Origin of the sequence: Sinorhizobium americanum, assembly GCF_001651855.1 — a bacterium.
Lineage (GTDB): Bacteria > Pseudomonadota > Alphaproteobacteria > Rhizobiales > Rhizobiaceae > Sinorhizobium > Sinorhizobium americanum.
In genome coordinates this window covers 31,716-51,594 of record NZ_LNQC01000080.1, presented here as the reverse complement: position 1 = coordinate 51,594, position 19,879 = coordinate 31,716, and the positions used below count along the sequence as shown (strand labels likewise).

Genomic DNA, 19,879 nt, shown 5'->3' with positions numbered 1-19,879 from the left:
TGCCTCAGCGCCGCAGCGTCAGGCCGACGCCGACGCGCGTCGTATCGCTCGAGGGGCCGACATCCCTGTTGGTGCGCTCGTAGCTGACGTCACCGGTCAGCGCGAGATAGCGGCTCATGTCCCAGGTGAGACCGGCACCGGTCCGCCAGGTGGTCTCGTCGGAGGCGGCGGTATCCGAGGGGAAATCGCGCAATGTCAGGCTGTTCGACAATGTCGCCACCAGTGACGAACGCAGCTGGTGGGTAATGATATTCGTCAGCTCGTAGTTGATCGATCCCGGATTGCCCGCTGTCGTGGAGGGATCGAGATAGGTCAAGAGGCCAAAGAGCACGTCGGTGCCGCGCTGCGGCGACCAGTTGACCCGCCCGTCGACCGACAGGCCGCTCAAGTCACCCAGCCTGTCATCGTCGAACCGAAAGGTCTCGTAGCCGAGCGCAAGCTCGCCGTTGAGCTTCTCGCCGAGGTCCACCTCCATGCCGGCTCGTCCCGCATAAGTCGTGTAAGAACGCTCGAAGCCGAGCGTGTCCCGCCTGAGATCGTAGATGGATTTTCCGGCCGAGGCTTCGAGAAAGGGGATGAGGGCCGGCGAGAGTTCGTAGCCGAGCCGTCCGGTGAGCGTGCCGGTATTGCGGTCGCGGTCCTCCTGCGACAGCGTCGTGCCGTTGTCGAGCTCGACATCGCCATAGGTCTGCCGCTCGAAGTCGAGGCCTACGGAGCCGCGGATGAGGCCGAGGTCGCGCTCGACGGCCGCGCCCAGCCGGTAGGTGTTGACCGCCGATTGCTCCACGGCATTTGCGATGGCGTTCGGATCGTTGGCGTCCTCGCGCTCGAAACTGTAGCCCGCTCTTAACTTGGCGGTGGTTTCGTCGCTAAGATCGAGGCGCAGTTCCGCATCGACGTCGGCGCGCGGCTCTTCCTCGCCTTCGCCCGACAAATTGTCCTGCAGGATACCTTCGCCTATGACGCTCAGCTGGTGGCGCGACCAGTCGGATGTGAGCGACCCTTTAAGGCCGGTCTCGAGAAAGCCTCGGCTCTGGCTGGTGCCGCCGGTCTTCTGCCGCTCGTGGTTCAAGGTTTCGCTGAGCGCCGGCTTCAGCACGAAGCTGCCGATGCGGATCCCGGACGCCTGGCCGGCTTCCGGGTCAATCCGCGTGCGCAGTCCGTCGATCGTTTCCTCGCGCCGGTTGAGGCGGTTGAAATCCTCGTCCAAGGCCGGGGGAAGGTCGGAGGCCGCAACGGCGCCGGTCGTCTGGGGATCGGTGATCGCCGGGGAGGCACCCGTCTCAGTCGCTGTGCCAGTGACCGCGGTGCCTGTGGCTTGCGGCGCATCAAGACTCTGCGCGGCCGCCGTGTGGGCGAATAGAAGCGCACAGCCCGCCAACAACCAGGCCCGCTTTCTCGCAAGCGAGGCGCCCGCCGTGATCGAGCGTGAAAACCTGGGCGCCATCTACCGTTTGTCCGCGAACCTGATTGCAATCGTTTCGCAATCGTAAAGGCACGTGGTTAAGCAATCGTTTCTGAAGGCAAATCAGCCATAAAGAGACGAGGGCTTCAGGCCCGCTCGACGGTCAGCTGGCGGCCGCTGCTGGCGACGATGCGCACGCGGGTGCCGGCGGGCAGGTCCGGTCCTTCGACCACCCAGGTCGTGTCGTCGAGGCGGACGCGCCCGCGGCCCTCGGCAATCGGCTGCTCAAGCACGGCTGTGCGGCCGACAAGACTTTCGCCGCGCCTGTTGAGGAGCGGTTGGTCGCTTGCCGCAGACGAGACGACGAAACGCCGCCCGACGAAGACCGAGATGAGCGAAAGCAGCGAGAAGACGACGAGTTGCACCTCCCAAATCCAGACGGCCATGTCCCACAGGATGAGGGACAGGATGCCGGTAAAAAGCGCCGCAAGACCGATCCAGATCAGGAAGACCCCCGGCAGCATCACCTCTGCCGTGAGGAGGACGAGGCCGAGGACCCACCAGGTCCAGGGACCGAGCTCGATGGCGATGCGCTGGATCATAGATCGAGGCTCACGCGTTCTCGCTGGGGCCGGGGCGCGTGCGCGGCGTCGATTGACGCGGCCGGGGAGGAACGCGATCCTGCCCGTCGCCGAACACTTCCCGGGCGATCGCGCCGATGCCGCCGAGCGAGCCGATCAGCGAGGACGCTTCCATCGGCATCAGGACGATCTTCTGGTTGTTCGCGGTGCCGATCGAAGCCAGGGCTTCCGTGTATTTCTGCGCGACGAAGTAGTTGATCGCCTGCACGTCGCCGGCGGCGATCGCTTCGGACACCATGCGGGTCGCCTTGGCCTCTGCCTCCGCCAGACGCTCGCGCGCTTCCGCCTCGCGATAGGCCGCTTCGCGCTGTCCCTCCGCCTCGAGGATCGCCGATTGCTTGGCGCCTTCGGCGCGCAGGATCTGCGCATTCCTGGCGCCTTCCGCTTCGAGGACCTGCGCGCGCTTCTCGCGCTCCGCCTTCATCTGCCGGGCCATCGCCTCGACCAAGTCGGTCGGCGGCGCGATATCCTTGATCTCGACGCGGGTGATCTTAATGCCCCAGGGATTGGCCGCCTCGTCGACGACGCGCAGCAGCCGGTCGTTGATCGTGTCGCGGTTGGAAAGCAGTTCGTCGAGATCCATCGAGCCCATGACCGAGCGGATATTGGTCATCGTCAGGTTGAGCAGCGCGTTCTCGAGATTGGAAACCTGATAGGCGGCCTGGGCGGGGTTCAGCACCTGGTAGAAGGCGACGGCGTCCGCGGACACGCTGGCATTGTCCTTGGTGATGACCTCCTGGGTCGGCACGTCAAGCACCTGCTCCATCACGTTCATCTTCGCGCCGATGCGATCGACGAGCGGCAGGATGAAGTTTAACCCCGGTTCGATGGTCTTAACATATCGGCCGAAGCGCTCGACCGTGTAGCTGTAACCCTGCGGGACTGTCTTGACGCATGTGATGATTACGAGAATTACGAGAACTACGAGCGCAATGACCGCATAATCCAAGCCGCCCAACGACAATCCTCCCTCTTTGCAACTCCAGACCTGGAGCGCTGCCCGGCCTATGACGTGGCGATTCGCGGGAATAATTCAAGCGAAAGCGTCTCCCTGCGCTTGCATACCGTCCGGTGCCGGCTCGAACTTAATAAAGCTCAAACCAGTTCTCGTCTAATGTCGGCCTTCTGAGGGTGATGAAGGGCCAAGCGCAGCGCGATGAATGGCATCTGGGGGCAGTTTGTTGGCAACCTTGCATTTGTAAGCCTGGCGATCTCGCTCTGGGCGCAGCTGTCGATCTGGCTCAGGCGGCGGTTTGTCGGGCATGAGAAGCTGCTGTTCGGTCTGGTGGCCGGCGTCGCATCGATCGGCTCGATCCTGCTGGCCGTTGAATTCGGTCCCGGCATCCACATGGACCTGCGCTTCGCGCCGCTCGCGCTTGCCGGCATGTTCGGCGGACCGATTGCGGCGGCGCTGAGTGCATCCCTGGCCATCCTTTTCCGCGCTGCGATCGGTGGTGTTTCCACAATCGATGGCGTCGTGGCGATCATTGTCGTTACCGGCATGGGGGTGAGCGTCAATCTCCTCATGAAGAAGAGATCGCCGACGCTTCCGCATGTCGTCATTCTCGGGGCGGCGGTGGGGACGCTGCTGATCGTGCTGATGGCGGTGCTGCCCACCTTGTCGAAGGTTCATGCCTTGGCGGCGCTCGGCCTGCCCATGGCGGCGATGAACTGCGCGGCGACCATCGTCTGCGGTTTCATCGTGCTGACGACCCAGCACCTGGAGCTCGAACGCAGGATGCTGGAGACCGCGTTTTCCCAGTCGCCTGACTATCTTTACGTGAAGGACAGGGACAGCCGGTTCGTCACCGTCAACGAAAACATGATCCGCCTCTATCGTATGAGGACGACGGCCGAGATGGTGGGTTTGTCGGATTTCGATCTCCACCCGCGACCGCTTGCCGAGGAACTCTATCATCGCGAGCAGGAGGCGATGCGCACGGGCGTGCCCTTGATCGATTCCCTCGAGCACATCGAGGGTCGCGACCTGCTCGCCTCCAAGGTGCCGCTGCGCGACAAGGCGGGACGGGTGATCGGGTTGGCGGGCGTAACCCGGGACATTACCGAACGCACCGCGCTCGAGCGGGAACTCAGGGAAAGCAAGAACCTGCTCTCCCATGCGATGGCGGGGATGTCCGACGGCTTCGCGATGTTCAACAGGGATGGCTATCTTCTCTTCTGCAACGACCAATACCGCAATGCCTTCCCTCTGTCGGGCAGTGCCCGGGTGATCGGCGCGCATATCAGCGATATTGTCCGCTGCGTCGCAGAGACCCGAGAGCGGCTCAACGTCCCTTACGAATCCGTGGACGAATGGATCAACGAGGCGACTTCCACCTTGCACCGCAATAAGGACGAAGAGGTCCAGCATCAGAACGGCGATTGGCACAGCATCAGGACAAGGCTTGCGCCCGACGGCACCGCGATGGTGGTCGTCTCGGACATCACGGTGATGAAGCAGGCCGAGATGGCGCTCCGGCTTTCGGCCGAGCAGTTGAAGAACTTGGCGGAGACGGACGGCTTGACCGGCATCGTCAACCGCCGCGCCTTCGATGAGGCCTTTGTGCGCGAGGCGGCGAAATGCGCCAGAAGCAATACGCCGCTCAGCCTCCTGATGATCGATATCGACCGGTTCAAGGCCTATAACGATACTTACGGGCATCCGGCCGGCGACCAGTGTCTGCGTCTCGTCAGCAAATGCCTTCTGAATTCCGCGCAACGGCCGACGGATATCGTCGCGCGCTATGGTGGCGAGGAATTTGTCGTGCTGTTGCCGGATACCGACGACAAGGCGGCCGCCATCGTTGCCGAGAAATTCGCCCGGCTGCTCGGAGAGGAAAAAATCCTCCATGCGCAAAGCGAATTCGGATCTGTCACGGCAAGCATCGGCATAGCCTCGGCACTCGGGCATGTCCTGCAGGCCGAGCCGAACTGCCTCCTGTCGGAAGCGGACGCCGCTCTCTACGAGGCCAAGATGCTGGGACGCAATCGCATTCTCTCGCGCGTGCTCGCCGACGCGGCGGACATCAAGCTGGCCGGTTAGGGCGCAGACTTAGGAACCAGCGGCAGGGCTTCGGCTCAACGGTCAGGATCTGACGCGGCGCGTATCATGTGCGCGCATACACGCGGTAGTGGATATTGCACCCAGCCAATGATAGTCTGGCCATGGTCGTCTGATGACATGAAACCGGAGCGGTCTCATGATTCGGTTGGGTACCAAGTATCAACATCTCGTGCATGGCACTGGCTGCGCCTGCTTCAGCCCCGCTCTACAGGAAGCATCGCGCCGTTTGGATGAATTTTCCCGCAGAAGCTTTCTTGCCGGTGCGGGTGCAGCGGCCGTCACCGGGATAATGCCTGGGCCATCGTTCGCCCAGGGGCCTGCCTCCAAGGTTCTCTTGAGCAAGGTCCGGTTGTTCGATGGCAAGTCGGACACATTGCGGGCAGGGGTCCAAGTCGTGATCGAGGGCAACAGGATCGCGTCCGTCGACGCGACGAACAGCGCTCCGCCGTCCGACGCGACCGTGATCGATTGCGGCGATCGCGTTCTGATGCCCGGTATGATCGATGCGCACTGGCATACGCTCTATGCCGCCGTTCCCCTGGCGGTTATCGCGACAGGCGATCCCGGCTTCGTCTTCTCCGCCTCCACGGCCGAAGCGGAACGGACCCTCCTGCGCGGCTTTACCACAGTGCGTGATCTCGGCAGTCCCGTCTTCTCTTTCAAGCAAGCAATCGACAACGGCGTGATACCGGGTCCGCGCATATTTCCGTCCGGTGCGATGATCACGACTTCCGGCGGGCATGGCGACCTTCGCATGCCGAGTGAGATTCCGCGCGACCCTGGGCGGCTCAGCGTCAGTGAACTCGTGGGCGCCGCGGCGATCGCCGACAGCATAGGAGACTTGAAGCAACGCGTACGGGAGCAGCTTCTGCAGGGCGCCTCGCAGATCAAGATCGTCGGAGGCGGTGGCGTGTCGTCTCCGCGCAGCCCGCTCGACATGTCGACCTTCAGCGAGGAGGAGCTACGCGCGGCGATTGACGTTGCCCGGGACTGGAACACCTACGTCACTGTTCATGCCTATGCTCCGAACACCGTCCAGCGGGCCATTGCGGCGGGAGCGCGCTGCATCGAGCATGCGCATCTGATGGACGAGGAGACGGCAAGGCTCATGGCCGACAAGGAAGTCTGGCTCAGCACCCAGCCTTTCCTGTCGACGGATGATGTCGCGCAGCAGACAGGGCCATCGGCCGAACGCATGCTGCAGGTCTTTGCCGGGACTCCGAGGATCTACGAGCTTGTTCGCAAGCACGGGATCAAGACGGCATGGGGGTCGGATGTGCTGTTCTCCCCTGAAATCACGCAGCGCCAGGGCATCATGCTGACCCATCTCAGCCGCTGGTACACCAACGCCGAAACGCTTCGCATGGCGACATCGGGCAATGCGGAACTGCTGGCGCTCTCCAATCTCCGCACCCCTTATCCGGGCAAACTCGGCGTCATAGAGGAAGGCGCGCTCGCCGATATCCTGGTTATCAATGGCAATCCGCTCGAGGACATCCGCCTGATTGAAGATCCGGAAAAGAACTTGGCCGTCGTCATCAAAGACGGTGCGATCCACAAGAACATGCTTTGAGTGCAAAGCCGGTTCTGCTTCTGCATTTGAGAATCTCGCCCGGTCGCGGCTGATCTCAATTGCTAGTAGTCGACGGCGTCGCGCACGATCGGGCAGGTCATGCAGTGGCCGCCACCGCGTCCACGCCCCAGCTCGGCACCGGAAATGGTGATGACTTCAACACCCGCCTTGCGCAGCAGCGTATTGGTGTAGGTGTTGCGGTCGTAGGCAAGCACCACGCCGGGCGAGAGGCAGACGAGATTGGCACCGCTGTCCCATTGCGTGCGTTCGCGTACATAGGCATTGCCGCCGGTCTCGACCACGCGCATCTCCTTGAGGCCGAGGGCGTCGCGCACCGTTTCGACGAACGAGCCCCTGTCCCGGTGCAGCTCAACGGAGCCCAGCTTGTTGCCCGGCCTGTAGGAGAAAGCCTCGATACCGTTAACAATATCGGGATACAGCAGCACGCAGTCGCGGTCGGCGAAGGTGAACACCGTGTCGAGGTGCATGGCCGCTCGCAGCTTTGGCATGGCGGCGACGATGACGCGTTCGGCTGCATCCTTTTCAAAGAGGGTTACAGCGAGTTGGCTGATTGCCTGCCGCGACGTACGCTCGCTCATGCCGATCAACACGTTGCCTTTGCCGATCGGCATGACGTCGCCGCCCTCAAGGGTGGCGAGGCCCCAGTCCTTGGTCGGGTCGCCCCACCAGACGTTAACTTTGCCGGCGAAGTCTGGGTGGAACTTGTAGATGGCGGTGGCGAGGATGGTCTCTTCGTGGCGCGCTGGCCAATAGAGCGGGTTGAGCGTCACCCCGCCATAGATCCAGCAGGTGGTATCACGGGTATAGAGCGTGTTGGGCAGCGGCGGCAGCAGGTATTCGTTGACGCCCGCAGCGTCACGGATCAGCGCCAACTGCTCGCCGCCGAGCGACTCGGGAAATTCATAGGTCGACAGCCCGCCGATCAGCGTTTCGGCGAGATCGCGGTTGGAGAGGCCCTCGAGATAAGAACGGACTTCGTTGATGAGGCCGAGGCCGATCTGGTTCGGAACGACCTGGTTGTTGAGGATCCACTCCTTGGCTTCGGGAATTGCGACGGTCTGGGCCAGCAAGTTGTGCATCTCGACAACCTCAACGCCACGGTCGCGCATCTTGGTCATGAAGTCGAAATGGTCGCGTTTGGCGTTGTCCACCCAAAGGACGTCGTCGAAGAGAAGAGCATCGCAATTGCTTGGTGTCAGACGATGGTGGGCGCGGCCGGGCGCGCAGACCATCACCTTGCTTAGCTGGCCGACCTCGGAATGTACGCCGAAACTGTGCTGGGTGGTCGAGCTTTCAGAAGACATGACACATCTCCTTTTTCAGATCGTCAGGTAGCCGGTGGACAATCCGATGATCGCGGCGATGCAGCCGATGACTGCGGCCGCAAAAATCAGCCAGTCGACGGATGTGTTGAAGACCTGCTTGCCCTGCTCGCGCCTGGCCCAGAAATAGAGGATCGTGCCAGGGGCATACAGAAGAGCCGACAACAGGACGAACTTAATGCCGCCGGCGACAATCATGAAAAACGTGTAGAAGGCGGCGATGCTGGCGATGATCAGGTCGCGGTTGCGTTCATGCGGCCTGACCTCGTAGGTCTCGGCGCGTCGCGCCAGCAGGAACCCGAAAGCGGCCACGAACATGTAGGGAATCAGCGACATTGCGCTCGTCAAATTCAGCATCAGCGCGAACGCGTCTCGCGACCAGTAGGTGCTGATGACGAAAAGTTGGACGACGATGTTGGTGAGCCATAGCGCGGCCGCAGGGACCTTGTTCTGGTTCTCGGTGCCGAAAAGCTGGGGCATGTCGTCCGTGCGCGCGGCCACGTAGAGCACTTCCGCGCACACCAGCGACCAGGCGAGGTAGGCGCCAAGGACCGACACGATGACGCCGATGCTGATGAAAACCGCACCCCAGGGGCCGACGACGGCTGCAAGCACGCCGGCCATCGACGGCTGGCTCATGGCGGCGATCTCGGGTCGCGTCAGCGCCGCATACGGCAAGAGTGTGACCAGCACCATCAGCGCGCTGACGCCGATGAAGCCTATGATCGTGGCCGTGCCGATATCGGAGCGCGTCTGCGCGTAGCGCGAATAGTTGCTCGCGCCTTCGATGCCGATGAAGACGAAGACCGTCGCCAGCATCGTCGCCTGGATTTGTTGGAGAAGGGTTGCCTCCGGCATCCCCTCGCCGCCCCAGAAGTTGAGCCGAAACAGGTCGAGTTTGAAGAAGAAGAACAGGATGATGATGAAGGCGATGATCGGAATGATCTTCGCGACGGTCACGACGGTGTTGATAAAGGCCGCCTGCTGAATGCCCCTTAGGATCATGAAGTGGAAGAGCCATATTCCGATCGAGGCGACTAGGATAGCGATGAGGGTGTTGCCGTCGCCGAAGGCTGGAAAAAAATTGCCGAGCGTCGACTTGACCAGCACCCAGTACGACACGTTGCCGATGCAACTGCCGATCCAGTAGCCGAAGGCGGACAGGAAACCCGGATAGTCGCCGAACCCTTCCTTGGCATAGGCAAAAACGCCGGCGTCGAGATCGGGCTTGCGTTCGGCCAGCGATTGGAAGACCCGCGCCAGCATGTACATGCCGCCCCCCGCAATGCACCAGGCGATGATTGCGCCGAACGGCCCTGTCGCGATGCCGAATGTCCGCGGGAGCGAGAAGATGCCGGCGCCGACCATGGAACCGACAACCATGCCGGTCAGAGCGAATAGGGATAGCTTCTGCTCAGCTTTGATCGCCATAGCACTACTCCCGGGCCGGGTTCGCTGATGCAGGGAACCGACCGCGCTAGCGCGGACGCCGTTCAGATCTGGTACCGCTCGTGATGCCGGAGGAGCTTGTGGATCTTGCCTATAGGATTTCGATGTGAAGCGGTTATCCGCTTCTGGCACCACTTCTATAACATGCTTGGACCCTCGGAGCGCAATGTTAACGTGTAACCTTCAAAATTTCTAGAGGGAATCGATCATCTGCCGATACGCTGACGCAAAGCCATATGTGAGCGACAGCGGCGCGTCTTTTCACGCGCAAAGGACACTACAGGGTGATGTAACCGGTCACGAGACCGTGGATGCCGAAAAGGCATCCTGCCATTGCAGCCATGAAGACGAGCCATTCCCGAGGGTTGAACAGCGGCTTCTTCTGTTCGCGCCTTGTGTAAAAGAACAGGACCGTTCCAAGCGCGTAGAGGATGGTGGAAAGCAGCAGGAACTTCAGGCCTCCGGCATAGATCATGAATGTCGTGTAGACCGCGGCGGCACCCGCAAGGATCAGATCGCGGAACCGCTCGTCTGGCCTGATGTGATAGGTCTCGCCGCGGCGGGCGAGGAGGAAGCCGTAGGCGGCTACGAGCAGGTATGGAACCAGAACCATTGTGCTCGTCAGGTTTACCATCAACCGGAACGCGTCGTCTGAGAACAGCGTGCTGACGAGGAAGAGCTGGATCACTCCATTGCTCAGCCACAGAGCCGCAGCAGGAACGTTGTTGCCGTTCTCCCTGGCGAGAACGCTCGGCATGTCTCCGTTCCTGGCAGCGCAGAAGAGCACCTCGACGCAGATCAGCGACCATGCCAGATACGCTCCGAGCACGGAAACGATCAAACCGACACTGACGAACACGGAGCCCCATGGTCCGACGACGGATTCCAGCACGGAAGCCATCGAGGGTTGTCGCATGCCCGCGATCTCCGGTCGTTCCAGGGCGGCGTAGGGCAGCAGCGTCACCAGCACCATCAATCCCAAAACACCGACGAAGCCCAGTGTTGTGGCCACGCCCACATCGGAACGATTGCGGGCGTAGCGCGAATAGACGCTCGCCCCCTCTACGCCGATGAACACAAAAACTGTGACCAGCATGGTCGCGCGAACCTGCTCGAAGAGGCTCGCCTCGGGCATGCCCGCGCCGCCCCAAAAATTGGCGCGAAAGAGGCCGGCATCGAACGCGCCGAGCAGGATGACTATGAAGATCACAATGGGCACGATCTTTGCCACCGTGACGACGGTGTTGATGGCCGCCGCCTCTTTGATGCCTCGCAGGATCATGAAGTGGAATCCCCACAGCGCGAAAGAGGAGACAAGCACGGCGGCGACCGTGTTGCCGTCTCCGAAGATCGGGAAGAAGGCCGCGAGGGTCGCCTTGATCAACACCCAGTACGACACATCGGCAATGCAGCCGACCAGCCAATAGCCGAGGGCCGAAAGGAAGCCGGCATAGTCGCCGAAGCCGGCCCTCGCATAGGCGTAGACGCCTGCGTCGAGATCCGGTTTGCGTTCCGCTAGCACCCGGAACACGTGAGCCAGGGTGAACATGCCCGCGCCTGCGACGCACCAGGCCACGATCGCGCCGAAGGGTCCCGTCGCAGTGCCGAAGGTGCGCGGCAGAGAAAATATGCCCGCACCCACCATGGAGCCGACAACGAGCGAGGACAGCGAAAAAAGCGAAAGTTTCTGGGCAGTGCTGGTCATGCGGCCTCCGATTGCATCACGGTTGCCTGATGGAACGAAAAGCACTTACTGATGAAGCCGCCCGACCGCATGTCTCCTTAGGGACTAGACACGCAGTGATTCAAAAGTGCTACAGCGACCCTTGTGCGTCTGATAGGACGCGCAAGGGTCGCTGTAGGTTGCAGGTCCAAGACGTTGTACCTTTTGTTGCAAAACTTCAAGCTGTAGAATCCCTGGGGACCAGACCAGATTTAGGTGTGCTAATCTGCGCCTGTCGCCAGCGCCTCCATGAAATGTGGCCGAACGGTTCCACCGCGTTGGGCGGCAGTCGAGCTGCCGCATATCAGGGAGGAGCGTTCGAACGGGAAGCGCACCGTGCCAATCAGTGTGCCCGGACCCGCTGTGGAAAGGCAGCAAGGCCAATGATCTCGTTTTTTTTGCGCATCCGCTACATCATGATCCTTGCGTCCCTTGGAGTCCTGGGCGGCGCGCTGCTGATGTTCCTCGAGGGTGCGCTTCTTCTGCGCAACGCTTTCACTTTCGTCAGAACGGAGCCGGAGCTTTCGGTGACCGCTGCCGTGTTGCGCGCGACCGACAAGTTCCTTTTCGGCATCGTGCTCACCATCTTCGGCTATGCGATCACGTTCGGTTTCGTCGTCGATCTCTCGGACGAGGTCAGGAAGAGGGTGCCGCGATGGATGATCCTCAACACGGTCGCGGAAATGAAGATCCTCTTCATCGAGGTGATCATCCTTTATCTCGTCGTTCATTTTGCGACCGTCGTGGCGGAAACTGAGGGGATGCTGGATTGGGACGGTCTTGTGCTGCCGGGCGCGGCACTTCTCCTGGCGGCGGCGATGAAGCTTGTCGCCAGTTCTACGCACGATCTCGGTCCGAAATAGAAGCAGCGCAGCGCCTCCCCAGGCACGTCGCGCGGGCTACTGCGACGGCTCATTTTGCTTGAAGGGCGCCGGCTTTGCGCGTATAACTTGTCGATCTAACGGCCTGACACTTCTTGACGTTGCAGCATCCGCCCTGCGTCCGTGAATGTGCGTATCGCTCGTAAAGTGCTCCCAGCGGTTACCGATCGAGGCCAATACTTATAAATCGGTCGCTCATTCGGCGTGCGACAGGTCTCGACAGGCATCCCCAGGGTTCTCCTTTTATCGCAAGGCCGCGTCAGGCGCCTCCTAGCTTGCCTCGCCAAGGAGGCTTGCAGCGGAAACTCGAAGCGGGGTCTTCGATGTTCAGAACGGTATTTCGATCTGTGGGATTCGCCCTAGGGGGCAGCGGCCTCCTGCTCTGCTCGACCGGAGACGGTGTCGCGCAGAACGCGCCCGTGGTGGGCGTGATGGCCGTTCAAGTCGAGGATGTATCTCCTGACCATGAGTTCGTTGGCCGGGTGGAGGCCCTCAACGCGGTGGATATCCGAGCCAGGATCGAAGGCTTCCTGGAGAGGCGGCTTTTCGCCGAAGGCCAAGACGTCGCGAAAGATCAAGACCTCTTCACCCTCGAGCGGACGACGTATGAGCTCGCGCTCCAGGACGCACAAGCCGCCGTCGCCAGCGCCGAGACCACGCTCGACAATGCCGAGCGCCAGTTCCAGCGCAACCAGGCGCTGACCCAGCGCACCGTTTCCCAGGCCGTGCTGGAGGAGAGCCAGGCGGCTCGTGACACTGCCCGGGCAAACGTCCTGTCCGCACAGGCCAGGGTCAATCAGGCCGAGCTCAATCTCGGTTATACCCACATCAGGGCCCCGATCGGCGGTCGGATCGGCCGTGCGGCCTTCTCTGTGGGGAGCCTTGTCAGCCCTTCGTCGGAGCCATTGGCAAGGGTGGTTCAGACGGATCCGATCCGCGTGGTGTTCTCGGTCAGCGATCGCACCATCCTCGATCTTCGCGCTGCTGCCGGAGGCGCAGGCAAGGACGAGCTGGCAAAGCGCTATGTCCTCAAGCTGCGCCTCTCGAACGGTGAGCCTTACCAGGAGTCAGGCAAGGTCGAATTCTTCGGAAACGAGGTGGACGTGCAGACCGGGACGCTGCCGATCCGAGCGCTGTTCGCCAATCAGCGATCTCTCCTCATGCCGGGGCAGTTCGTGACAGTGATCGTCGAGCCCGCGGAACGTGAAGAGCGTCCGGTGGTACCTGTCGGATCGGTGGAGCAGGACCGCGAGGGCCGCTTCGTGCTCGTTGTCGACGACGAGAGCCGGGCAACCGTGCGGCGCATTCGCGCCTCTGTGCAGGTCGGGCAGAACTGGGTCGTCGAAGAGGGCCTGAAGGGCGGAGAGACGCTGATCGTCGAGGGCCTCCAGCGCGTCTCCCCCGGAGCCGTCGTCGAGGCGCAGAGCGTATCGCCCGACAACGCCGCAACGAATGCGGCCGGCGGCTTCGCGCCAGGATCTTCAAGCCAATGAACCTGTCGCAGCACTTCATCGACCGCCCGCGTCTTGCCATGGTTATCGCCGTGGTGATGGCGATCGCTGGTGCGCTCGCACTGTTTCAGATTCCGATCGCGCAGTTCCCGCAGATCACGCCACCCGAGGTGCAGGTCACCGCCAGTTACCCGGGTGCCAACGCCAGCGTGCTGGAGGAGAGCGTCGGAGCGCCGATCGAGGATCAGGTCAACGGGGTCGAGGACATGCTCTACATGTCGTCCTCGAGCACCAACAACGGGACCTACTCGCTGACCGTGACCTTCGCCGTCGGCACCGATCCCGCATTGGCGCAAGTGAACGTGCAGAACCGCGTCGCGCTCGCAACGCCCCGGCTTCCCGCCTCCGTGACCCAGACGGGGGTCTCCGTGAGAGCGCGCTCGTCCAGCATGCTGATGGGCGTCGCGGTCTATTCCCCCAAGGGAACGCACGACGAGATATTCATCAGCAACTTTGCCGCGAATAATATCCGTGATGCGATCGCCCGGGTGGCCGGCGTCGGCGAGGCCGGCGTCTTCGGGCCGTCCTACAGCATGCGCGTCTGGATGAACCCGGACCGCATGCAGGCTCTCGGCATCACCGCCGCGGACCTGACGAGCGCCATCCAGGCCCAGAACGCGCAGGCTTCTGCCGGCCAGTTGGGGTCTCCGCCGGCAGCATCGGGCCAACAGTTGCAGCTCACGATCATGGCCCAGGGGCGTCTCGCGACCGAGGAGGACTTTTCGAATATCGTCGTTCGCACCAATACGGACGGTGCCATCGTCCGCCTCCGCGATGTCGCGCGCGTGGAACTTGGCGCGCAATCCTACGACACGACGTCTACTTTCAACGGGCAGCCGAGCGCGACGGTCGTCGTCTACCAGAGCTCCGACGCCAATGCGCTTGCCGTGTCGCGGGCAGTGCTTTCCGAGCTCGATCGGCTTTCGCGGCAATTTCCCCAAGATGTTGCCTATGCGGTCGTCTTCGACACCACTGCTTTCATTACCGAAACGATCAAGGAGATCGGTATCACGCTTGCGATTACTTTCGCGCTGGTGGTCGCGGTCACTTACCTCTTCCTGCAGGACTGGCGGGCGACCGTCATACCGACGTTGACGATCCCGGTGTCCCTGATTGGCGGCTTCGCCGTCCTTTATCTGCTTGGCTACTCGGCCAATACAATCACGCTCTTCGCCGTCATTCTCGCCATCAGCCTGGTCGTCGACGACGCGATCATCGTCGCGAGAACGTACAGCGCGTGATGAGCGAAGAGGGGCTGGACGTGCGGGGCGCCACCCGGCGCACGATGCGTCAGGTGACGGGTCCGATCGTGGCGACAACGCTGGTCCTTGCGGCCCTCTTCGTGCCGATCGCATTCGTGGCCGGAATCACCGGACAGCTCTACCGCCAATTCGCGGTGACGATCCTGGTGACGATTACCTTCTCGACCATCAATGCACTGACGCTCAGTCCGGCGCTCTGCGTCCTCATGCTCACGCGACTGCGCGAGCAGCCGTCCCGGATATTTGGGACATTCAACCGGGGTCTCGACGCCTCGCGCGAATGGTACCTCGCAATGCTCGACCGCATGTCCCGGCGGCTCTGGATTGCTTCGCTAATTCTTCTCGCGATCTTTGGCGGGGTCTACGGATTGTTCCGCTCGCTTCCGACCGGATTCGTGCCGAGCGAGGATCAGGGATATCTTTTCATCAACGTGCAACTGCCGAATGCCGCTTCACTCGAGCGGACGCAGCAGGCGCTGGACACCGTCGCGAGGATCCTACAACGGACGCCGGGCGTGGCGAATTCGGTCGGCATCGCCGGCAACAGCATGGTGGGTGGCGGCGGCTCGAATGCCGGCATGGTGATTGCCGCGCTGAAGCCCTGGGACGAACGCAGGAGCACCGAGGAGAGCATCGACGCAATCATGAATCGCCTCCGCGCGGAATTTGCCCGAATTCCCGCCGCCTCGGTCGTGCCGTTCAATCCGCCGGCCATGCCGGGCCTTGGCGCAACCGGCGGCTTCGATCTGAGACTCCAGGCTCGCAGCGGCCAAAGCCAGCAGGAACTTGCCGAGGTGGTGCGCGGCCTCATCGTCAAGGCGAACCAGACCACCGGACTAGCCAGCGTCTTCAGCACCTTTTCGGCGGACGTCCCGCAGGTCTTTCTCAATGTTGACCGCCGCCGGGCCGAGCTCTTCGGCGTTTCGACCGCGACCATCTTCAACGCCATGCAGTCCCATCTCGGCTCGTCCTATGTCGATGATTTCAACATCTTCTCCCGTGTGTACCAGGTGCGCATCCAGGATGAGCCAGAATTCCGCAGCCGTATCGAAGACATTCAGCGCCTTCGGGTACGCAGCCGGAACGGAGAGCTTGTACCGCTCCAATCTCTGCTCTCCATCTCCACCACCTATGGGCCGAACGCGATCAACCGCTATAACCTGTTCCCTTCGGCCTCAATCAACGGCCAGGCGGCGACGGGAACGAGCAGCGGCCAGGCCCTTGCCACCATGGCGTCGCTCGCCGAGCAGAACCTCCCTGAAGGTTTCGGATTCGAGTGGACGGGATTGGCGCTGCAGGAGGAGCAGTCGGGAAACCAGACCGTCCTCGTTCTGCTCATGGGCATCATCTTCACTTATCTCTTTCTCGTCGGGCAATATGAAAGCTGGAGCGTTCCTGTCGCGGTGATGCTGTCCGTCTCCGTCGCCATCCTCGGCGCTCTCGCGGGTCTGATGCTCGCCTCGATCGACATCAACATATACGCCCAAATCGGTCTGGTTCTATTGATAGGGCTCGCCGTGAAGAACGCGATCCTGATCGTGGAGTTCGCCAAGGAGCGGCGCGAGGAAGGACTGGGGACGCTTGAAGCCGCGGCGGCGGGGACGGCTCAGCGTTTCCGCCCGGTTCTCATGACCGCAATGGCATCGATCCTCGGCGTCATCCCCCTCGTGATCGCAACTGGGGCAGGCGCTGGCAGTCGCCGCGCCATCGGCATGACCGTCTTCGGGGGGCTGTTCGTCGGAACCGCCGCCGGCCTCCTGCTCATTCCTGTCCTTTATGTGCTGGTCCAAACCGTTCGCGAGGAAATCAAAGCGCGCCTCCTCAAACCGCGCGAAGCCCCGACGGCGGGTGAAATCACCCACCGCCGACCCTAAGTGGATGTCTGCCTTCGCACAGATTGAATCGCGCTTGAGTGTCGATCAAGGAACGGCTGGGCGACCGCTACAGCCAGCCCTCGAGTTCACGGCGCACGACGTGGTTGAGCACGGCCATGCCCTCGGCACTGTCGTTCAGACAGGGGATATGGGCGAATTTCTCGCCGCCATTGTGGTGGAAGCTTTCGGCCGCCTGGCCGGCGATCTCTTCCAGCGTCTCCAGACAATCGGAAACGAAGCCCGGATTGATGACGGCGATGCGCTTGACGCCGCCCTTGGCGAGCTTCTCGACCGTCGCGTCCGTATAGGGCTGCAGCCATTCCTCCGGTCCAAAGCGCGACTGGAAGGTCACCTGCAGTTTCTCGTTCGACCAGCCGAGCCTCTCGCGCAAGAGCCGCGCCGTCTTCTGGCATTGGCAATAATAGGGATCGCCGAGTTCGAAATAGCTCTTCGGAATGCCGTGGAACGACGCCAGTAGCACCTCCGGCTGCCAGTCGAGCCTTGCCAGGTGGCGCTCGATCGATGTTGCGAGCGCATCGATATAGATCGGGTCGTCGTGATAGGGCGGGACGGTGCGCAAAGCCGGCTGCCAGCGCATCTTCAACAGCGCCTCGAAGGCCTTGTCATTGACCGTAGCGGTCGTTGCCGCCGCATATTGCGGGTAGAGCGGAAACACCAGGATGCGCTCGCAGCCCTGCTTTTGCAGCGCCTCCATGCGCGAGGCGATCGACGGCTGGCCGTAGCGCATCGCCCAATCGACGACGATGTGAGGGCGATCGACGAACCCTTCGGCCATCAGAGCGGCCTGGTTGCGTGTATAGGTTCTGAGCCAGCTTTCGTTCAGCTCCTTGTTCCAGATTAGCTCATAGGCCTTGCCGACCTTCTGCGGGCGCGTGTTGAGCACGATGCCGTAAAGGATCGGATACCAGAAGAGACGTGACCACTCGATGACGCGGCGGTCGCTGAGGAACTCCTTGAGGTAGCGGCGCATGGAAGCGTAATCGGTGCCGTCCGGCGTGCCGAGATTGACCAGCAGCACGCCGACCTTCCCCGATTCAACGGGCGGGTGAGCGGCGGCGGTGGGTTCGGCATTTGCTTGGGTCATCGTCTTCCTCATCGGCGTCTATATGTCCAGCAACGCCTCTGTTTTCAAATCCTTCTAAAAAGAAAAGCCGGCGCGGGAAAGCCCGCACCAGCCTTTGCGATAGAGGCAAATTGTCTTACTTTGCCGGAATCTCCAGTTCGCGCCCGACATGCAGTGCCCGCGGCTCCGGGTCGCCGTTGGCTGCCGCGATTTTCTTCCACTCGAAGCCGTTGCCGTAGAAGGACTCGGCCAAATCCCAAAGCGTGTCGCCCCGGGCGATGACGTGCTTCTGCGGTCGGCCAGCGGCCGCCGCAGTCTCGGGTGACGGCTGGGGAGCGGGAGCAGCGGGAGCAGCAGCTTCGGCGGTTTCCGCTGCCGGTGTCGCGCCGGCGGCAGCGGCGACCTCGGAGATGCGGCCGTCCACATAGGGCTTGAACGGCTGATGGGCGGCAAGATAGTCGGCGAGCACCGTTTCGAGACCAGGGCCGTAATCGTAGGCGTTCTCGCCCTTGGATTTGAAGACCGCGTAGCCGTCGCCGCCGCCGCGCATGAAATTGTTGCTGACGAGCGAATAGGTCTTTTCCGCATCGAGCGGCGTGAAGGCGTCACCCTCCTTCACCTCGATCGAAACAAGGCGGCTGCCGGCAGGCTTCGAACGATCGAAGGAGAATTTGAGGCCGGCCACCTGCGGGAACCGCCCGCCGCCTTCCTCGACCTGGCTGACGCCGTTCTCCAGCGCCGCGCGGATATCGGCACCCTTCAACTGGAAGGTCGCGACGGTGTTCTGGAAGGGCAGCACGGTGATCACTTCGCCCATCGTCACGTCGCCGGCGTCGATCGAGGCCCTGAGGCCGCCGCCATTGGTGATGGCGATCGTCACGCCCTGGCCTTTGACGCGGTCGAGCAGGGCATCGGCCACGAGACTGCCCATCTCGCATTCCTTCGCCCGGCAATTCTCGCGCGAACCGTCGATCGGCGCTTCCGTCTTGGCGACGATCTTCGTGCGCAACTCTTCGATCGGCTTGGCGAGCTCCTTGATGCGCGCGACCACCGCCTCATCCGGCTTGATGGAGGAATCGACGAGGATCGGATCGCCTTTGGCCGCCTTGACGACGCCGCTGTCGTCGAAAGTGACGACGAGGTCACCGAGATATTTGCTGTAGGAACCCGCCTGCACGACCGGAACCTTGTAGCCGCCGGGGTTGTCGACCATCGTCGGATAGGGGCCTTCGGCCTTCTCGTCGGTGTTGGAGAGCAGGCTGTGGGAATGGCCGCCGACGACGACGTCGACATCCGGGATCTTGGCGATCGCAGCGAGGTCGCGCGGATAGCCGACATGCGTCAGCGCAATGATCTTGTTGACGCCCTGTTTCTTCAGCTCATCGATGGCGCTGGTGATCGTCGCCACGTCCTCGCCGATCAGGATGTCCGGGCCCGGCGAGGAGAGCTCCGGCGTGTCGTTGGCGACCGCACCGACAATGCCGATCTTCTGACCGCCGAGATCGAGCACGATCGACGGCTTGATCCTGTCGCCGATCTTTGACTTGTGGCTCGGAAGAACGTTGGCGGTGACGACGGGGAACTTGACCTTGTCGAGGAAGCTCGCGAGACCGTCCTCGGCTTCGTCGAACTCATGGTTGCCGACGGTCATCGCGTCGAACTTCATCAGGTTCAGGAATTCCGCTTCCGCCGCGCCCTTGTAGGTGGTGAAGAACAGCGATCCTTGAAAATTGTCGCCGGCATTGAGCAGAAGCACGTTCTTGCCGGTAAGCTCCTGGCGCTTCTGGTCGATCAGGGTCTTCAGACGGGCGACGCCGCCGAAGCACTCGTTCTTGCCTTCCTCCTCGGCCGAGCAGGTCGAATCGAACTTGTTGATCGACTCGATGCGCGAGTGCAGGTCGTTGATATGCAGGATGTTCAATTCGTAATCGGCGAAGGCGGCGCCCGATGAAAGGGCGAGAAGGGATGCGGTGATGAGGCCGGTCCGCATATATTTGATCATGATGTTCTCCTGTTGCCTGTCGTCTTCAGCCGATTGCAAGCCCCGGTAGGGAATCATCGCCCGACCG

12 protein-coding genes and 1 pseudogene are annotated in these 19,879 nt (G+C 62.0%); 5 read left to right on the top strand and 8 right to left on the bottom strand.

The genetic code is table 11. The features are described 5' to 3' along the window. Positions 1-4: 4 nt before the first annotated feature. From ATC00_RS27750 to ATC00_RS27740, 3 genes are all read right to left on the bottom strand, one after another. The gene (locus tag ATC00_RS27750) at positions 5-1,447 is read right to left on the bottom strand and encodes an outer membrane beta-barrel protein (protein ID WP_064255216.1); all 1,443 of its coding nucleotides are present in this window, start codon (positions 1,445-1,447) and stop codon (positions 5-7) included. A gap of 104 nt (positions 1,448-1,551) precedes the next feature. Beyond that, entirely contained in the window at positions 1,552-2,007 is a 456-nt protein-coding gene (locus tag ATC00_RS27745) for an NfeD family protein (protein ID WP_037389238.1), read from the bottom strand. A 10-nt stretch (positions 2,008-2,017) separates the two neighbouring features. Then, complete coding sequence (locus ATC00_RS27740; RefSeq protein WP_064255215.1) at positions 2,018-3,004, bottom strand: SPFH domain-containing protein; 987 nt, start codon at positions 3,002-3,004, stop codon at positions 2,018-2,020. A 198-nt stretch (positions 3,005-3,202) separates the two neighbouring features. Between ATC00_RS27740 and ATC00_RS27735 the strand changes: the two genes are divergently transcribed. Then, complete coding sequence (locus ATC00_RS27735; protein WP_064255214.1) at positions 3,203-5,089, top strand: diguanylate cyclase; 1,887 nt, start codon at positions 3,203-3,205, stop codon at positions 5,087-5,089. 157 nt (positions 5,090-5,246) lie between these two features. Continuing rightward, entirely contained in the window at positions 5,247-6,683 is a 1,437-nt protein-coding gene (locus ATC00_RS27730; protein ID WP_037389230.1) for a metal-dependent hydrolase family protein, read from the top strand. Positions 6,684-6,745: 62 nt separating this feature from the next. Here the strand turns inward: ATC00_RS27730 and ATC00_RS27725 are convergent, their stop codons facing one another. The 3 genes from ATC00_RS27725 to ATC00_RS27715 form a co-directional block, all read right to left on the bottom strand. Then, positions 6,746-8,008, bottom strand: coding sequence for an arginine deiminase (locus tag ATC00_RS27725; protein ID WP_064255213.1), 1,263 nt, complete (start codon positions 8,006-8,008; stop codon positions 6,746-6,748). A gap of 15 nt (positions 8,009-8,023) precedes the next feature. Beyond that, entirely contained in the window at positions 8,024-9,457 is a 1,434-nt protein-coding gene (locus tag ATC00_RS27720) for a basic amino acid/polyamine antiporter (protein ID WP_064255212.1), read from the bottom strand. Positions 9,458-9,752: 295 nt separating this feature from the next. Next, positions 9,753-11,180: a basic amino acid/polyamine antiporter gene (locus ATC00_RS27715; protein ID WP_064255211.1), complete on the bottom strand. Its 1,428-nt coding sequence runs from the start codon at positions 11,178-11,180 to the stop codon at positions 9,753-9,755. Positions 11,181-11,581: 401 nt separating this feature from the next. On the opposite strand from ATC00_RS27715, the gene ATC00_RS27710 reads away from it, so the two are divergent. The 3 genes and pseudogenes from ATC00_RS27710 to ATC00_RS27700 all read left to right on the top strand — a co-directional run bounded on the left by ATC00_RS27710 (position 11,582) and on the right by ATC00_RS27700 (position 16,726). Next, the gene (locus tag ATC00_RS27710) at positions 11,582-12,061 is read left to right on the top strand and encodes a YqhA family protein (RefSeq protein ID WP_064255210.1); all 480 of its coding nucleotides are present in this window, start codon (positions 11,582-11,584) and stop codon (positions 12,059-12,061) included. 341 nt (positions 12,062-12,402) lie between these two features. Next, positions 12,403-13,572 carry an efflux RND transporter periplasmic adaptor subunit gene (locus tag ATC00_RS27705; RefSeq protein ID WP_064255209.1) on the top strand — a complete coding sequence of 390 codons (1,170 nt, stop codon included), beginning with the start codon at positions 12,403-12,405 and terminating at the stop codon, positions 13,570-13,572. Then, positions 13,569-16,726: pseudogene (locus tag ATC00_RS27700) on the top strand (efflux RND transporter permease subunit). Before ATC00_RS27705 ends, ATC00_RS27700 begins: the two are co-directional and overlap by 4 nt. A gap of 67 nt (positions 16,727-16,793) precedes the next feature. On the opposite strand, the gene hemH reads toward ATC00_RS27700, so the two are convergent. Further along, positions 16,794-17,831, bottom strand: coding sequence for a ferrochelatase (hemH, locus tag ATC00_RS27695; protein ID WP_037389353.1), 1,038 nt, complete (start codon positions 17,829-17,831; stop codon positions 16,794-16,796). 115 nt (positions 17,832-17,946) lie between these two features. Then, entirely contained in the window at positions 17,947-19,812 is a 1,866-nt protein-coding gene (locus ATC00_RS27690) for a bifunctional metallophosphatase/5'-nucleotidase (RefSeq protein ID WP_064255262.1), read from the bottom strand. Positions 19,813-19,879 lie beyond the last annotated feature (67 nt).

Coding starts and splice junctions, on each gene's coding strand:
- ATC00_RS27750 (WP_064255216.1), bottom strand. CDS start 1,447: ATGGCGCCCAGGTTTTCACGCTCGATCACGGCGGGCGCCTCGCTTGCG.
- ATC00_RS27745 (WP_037389238.1), bottom strand. CDS start 2,007: ATGATCCAGCGCATCGCCATCGAGCTCGGTCCCTGGACCTGGTGGGTC.
- ATC00_RS27735 (WP_064255214.1), top strand. CDS start 3,203: ATGAATGGCATCTGGGGGCAGTTTGTTGGCAACCTTGCATTTGTAAGC.
- ATC00_RS27730 (WP_037389230.1), top strand. CDS start 5,247: ATGATTCGGTTGGGTACCAAGTATCAACATCTCGTGCATGGCACTGGC.
- ATC00_RS27725 (WP_064255213.1), bottom strand. CDS start 8,008: ATGTCTTCTGAAAGCTCGACCACCCAGCACAGTTTCGGCGTACATTCC.
- ATC00_RS27720 (WP_064255212.1), bottom strand. CDS start 9,457: ATGGCGATCAAAGCTGAGCAGAAGCTATCCCTATTCGCTCTGACCGGC.
- ATC00_RS27715 (WP_064255211.1), bottom strand. CDS start 11,180: ATGACCAGCACTGCCCAGAAACTTTCGCTTTTTTCGCTGTCCTCGCTC.
- ATC00_RS27710 (WP_064255210.1), top strand. CDS start 11,582: ATGATCTCGTTTTTTTTGCGCATCCGCTACATCATGATCCTTGCGTCC.
- ATC00_RS27705 (WP_064255209.1), top strand. CDS start 12,403: ATGTTCAGAACGGTATTTCGATCTGTGGGATTCGCCCTAGGGGGCAGC.
- hemH (WP_037389353.1), bottom strand. CDS start 17,831: ATGACCCAAGCAAATGCCGAACCCACCGCCGCCGCTCACCCGCCCGTT.
- ATC00_RS27690 (WP_064255262.1), bottom strand. CDS start 19,812: ATGATCAAATATATGCGGACCGGCCTCATCACCGCATCCCTTCTCGCC.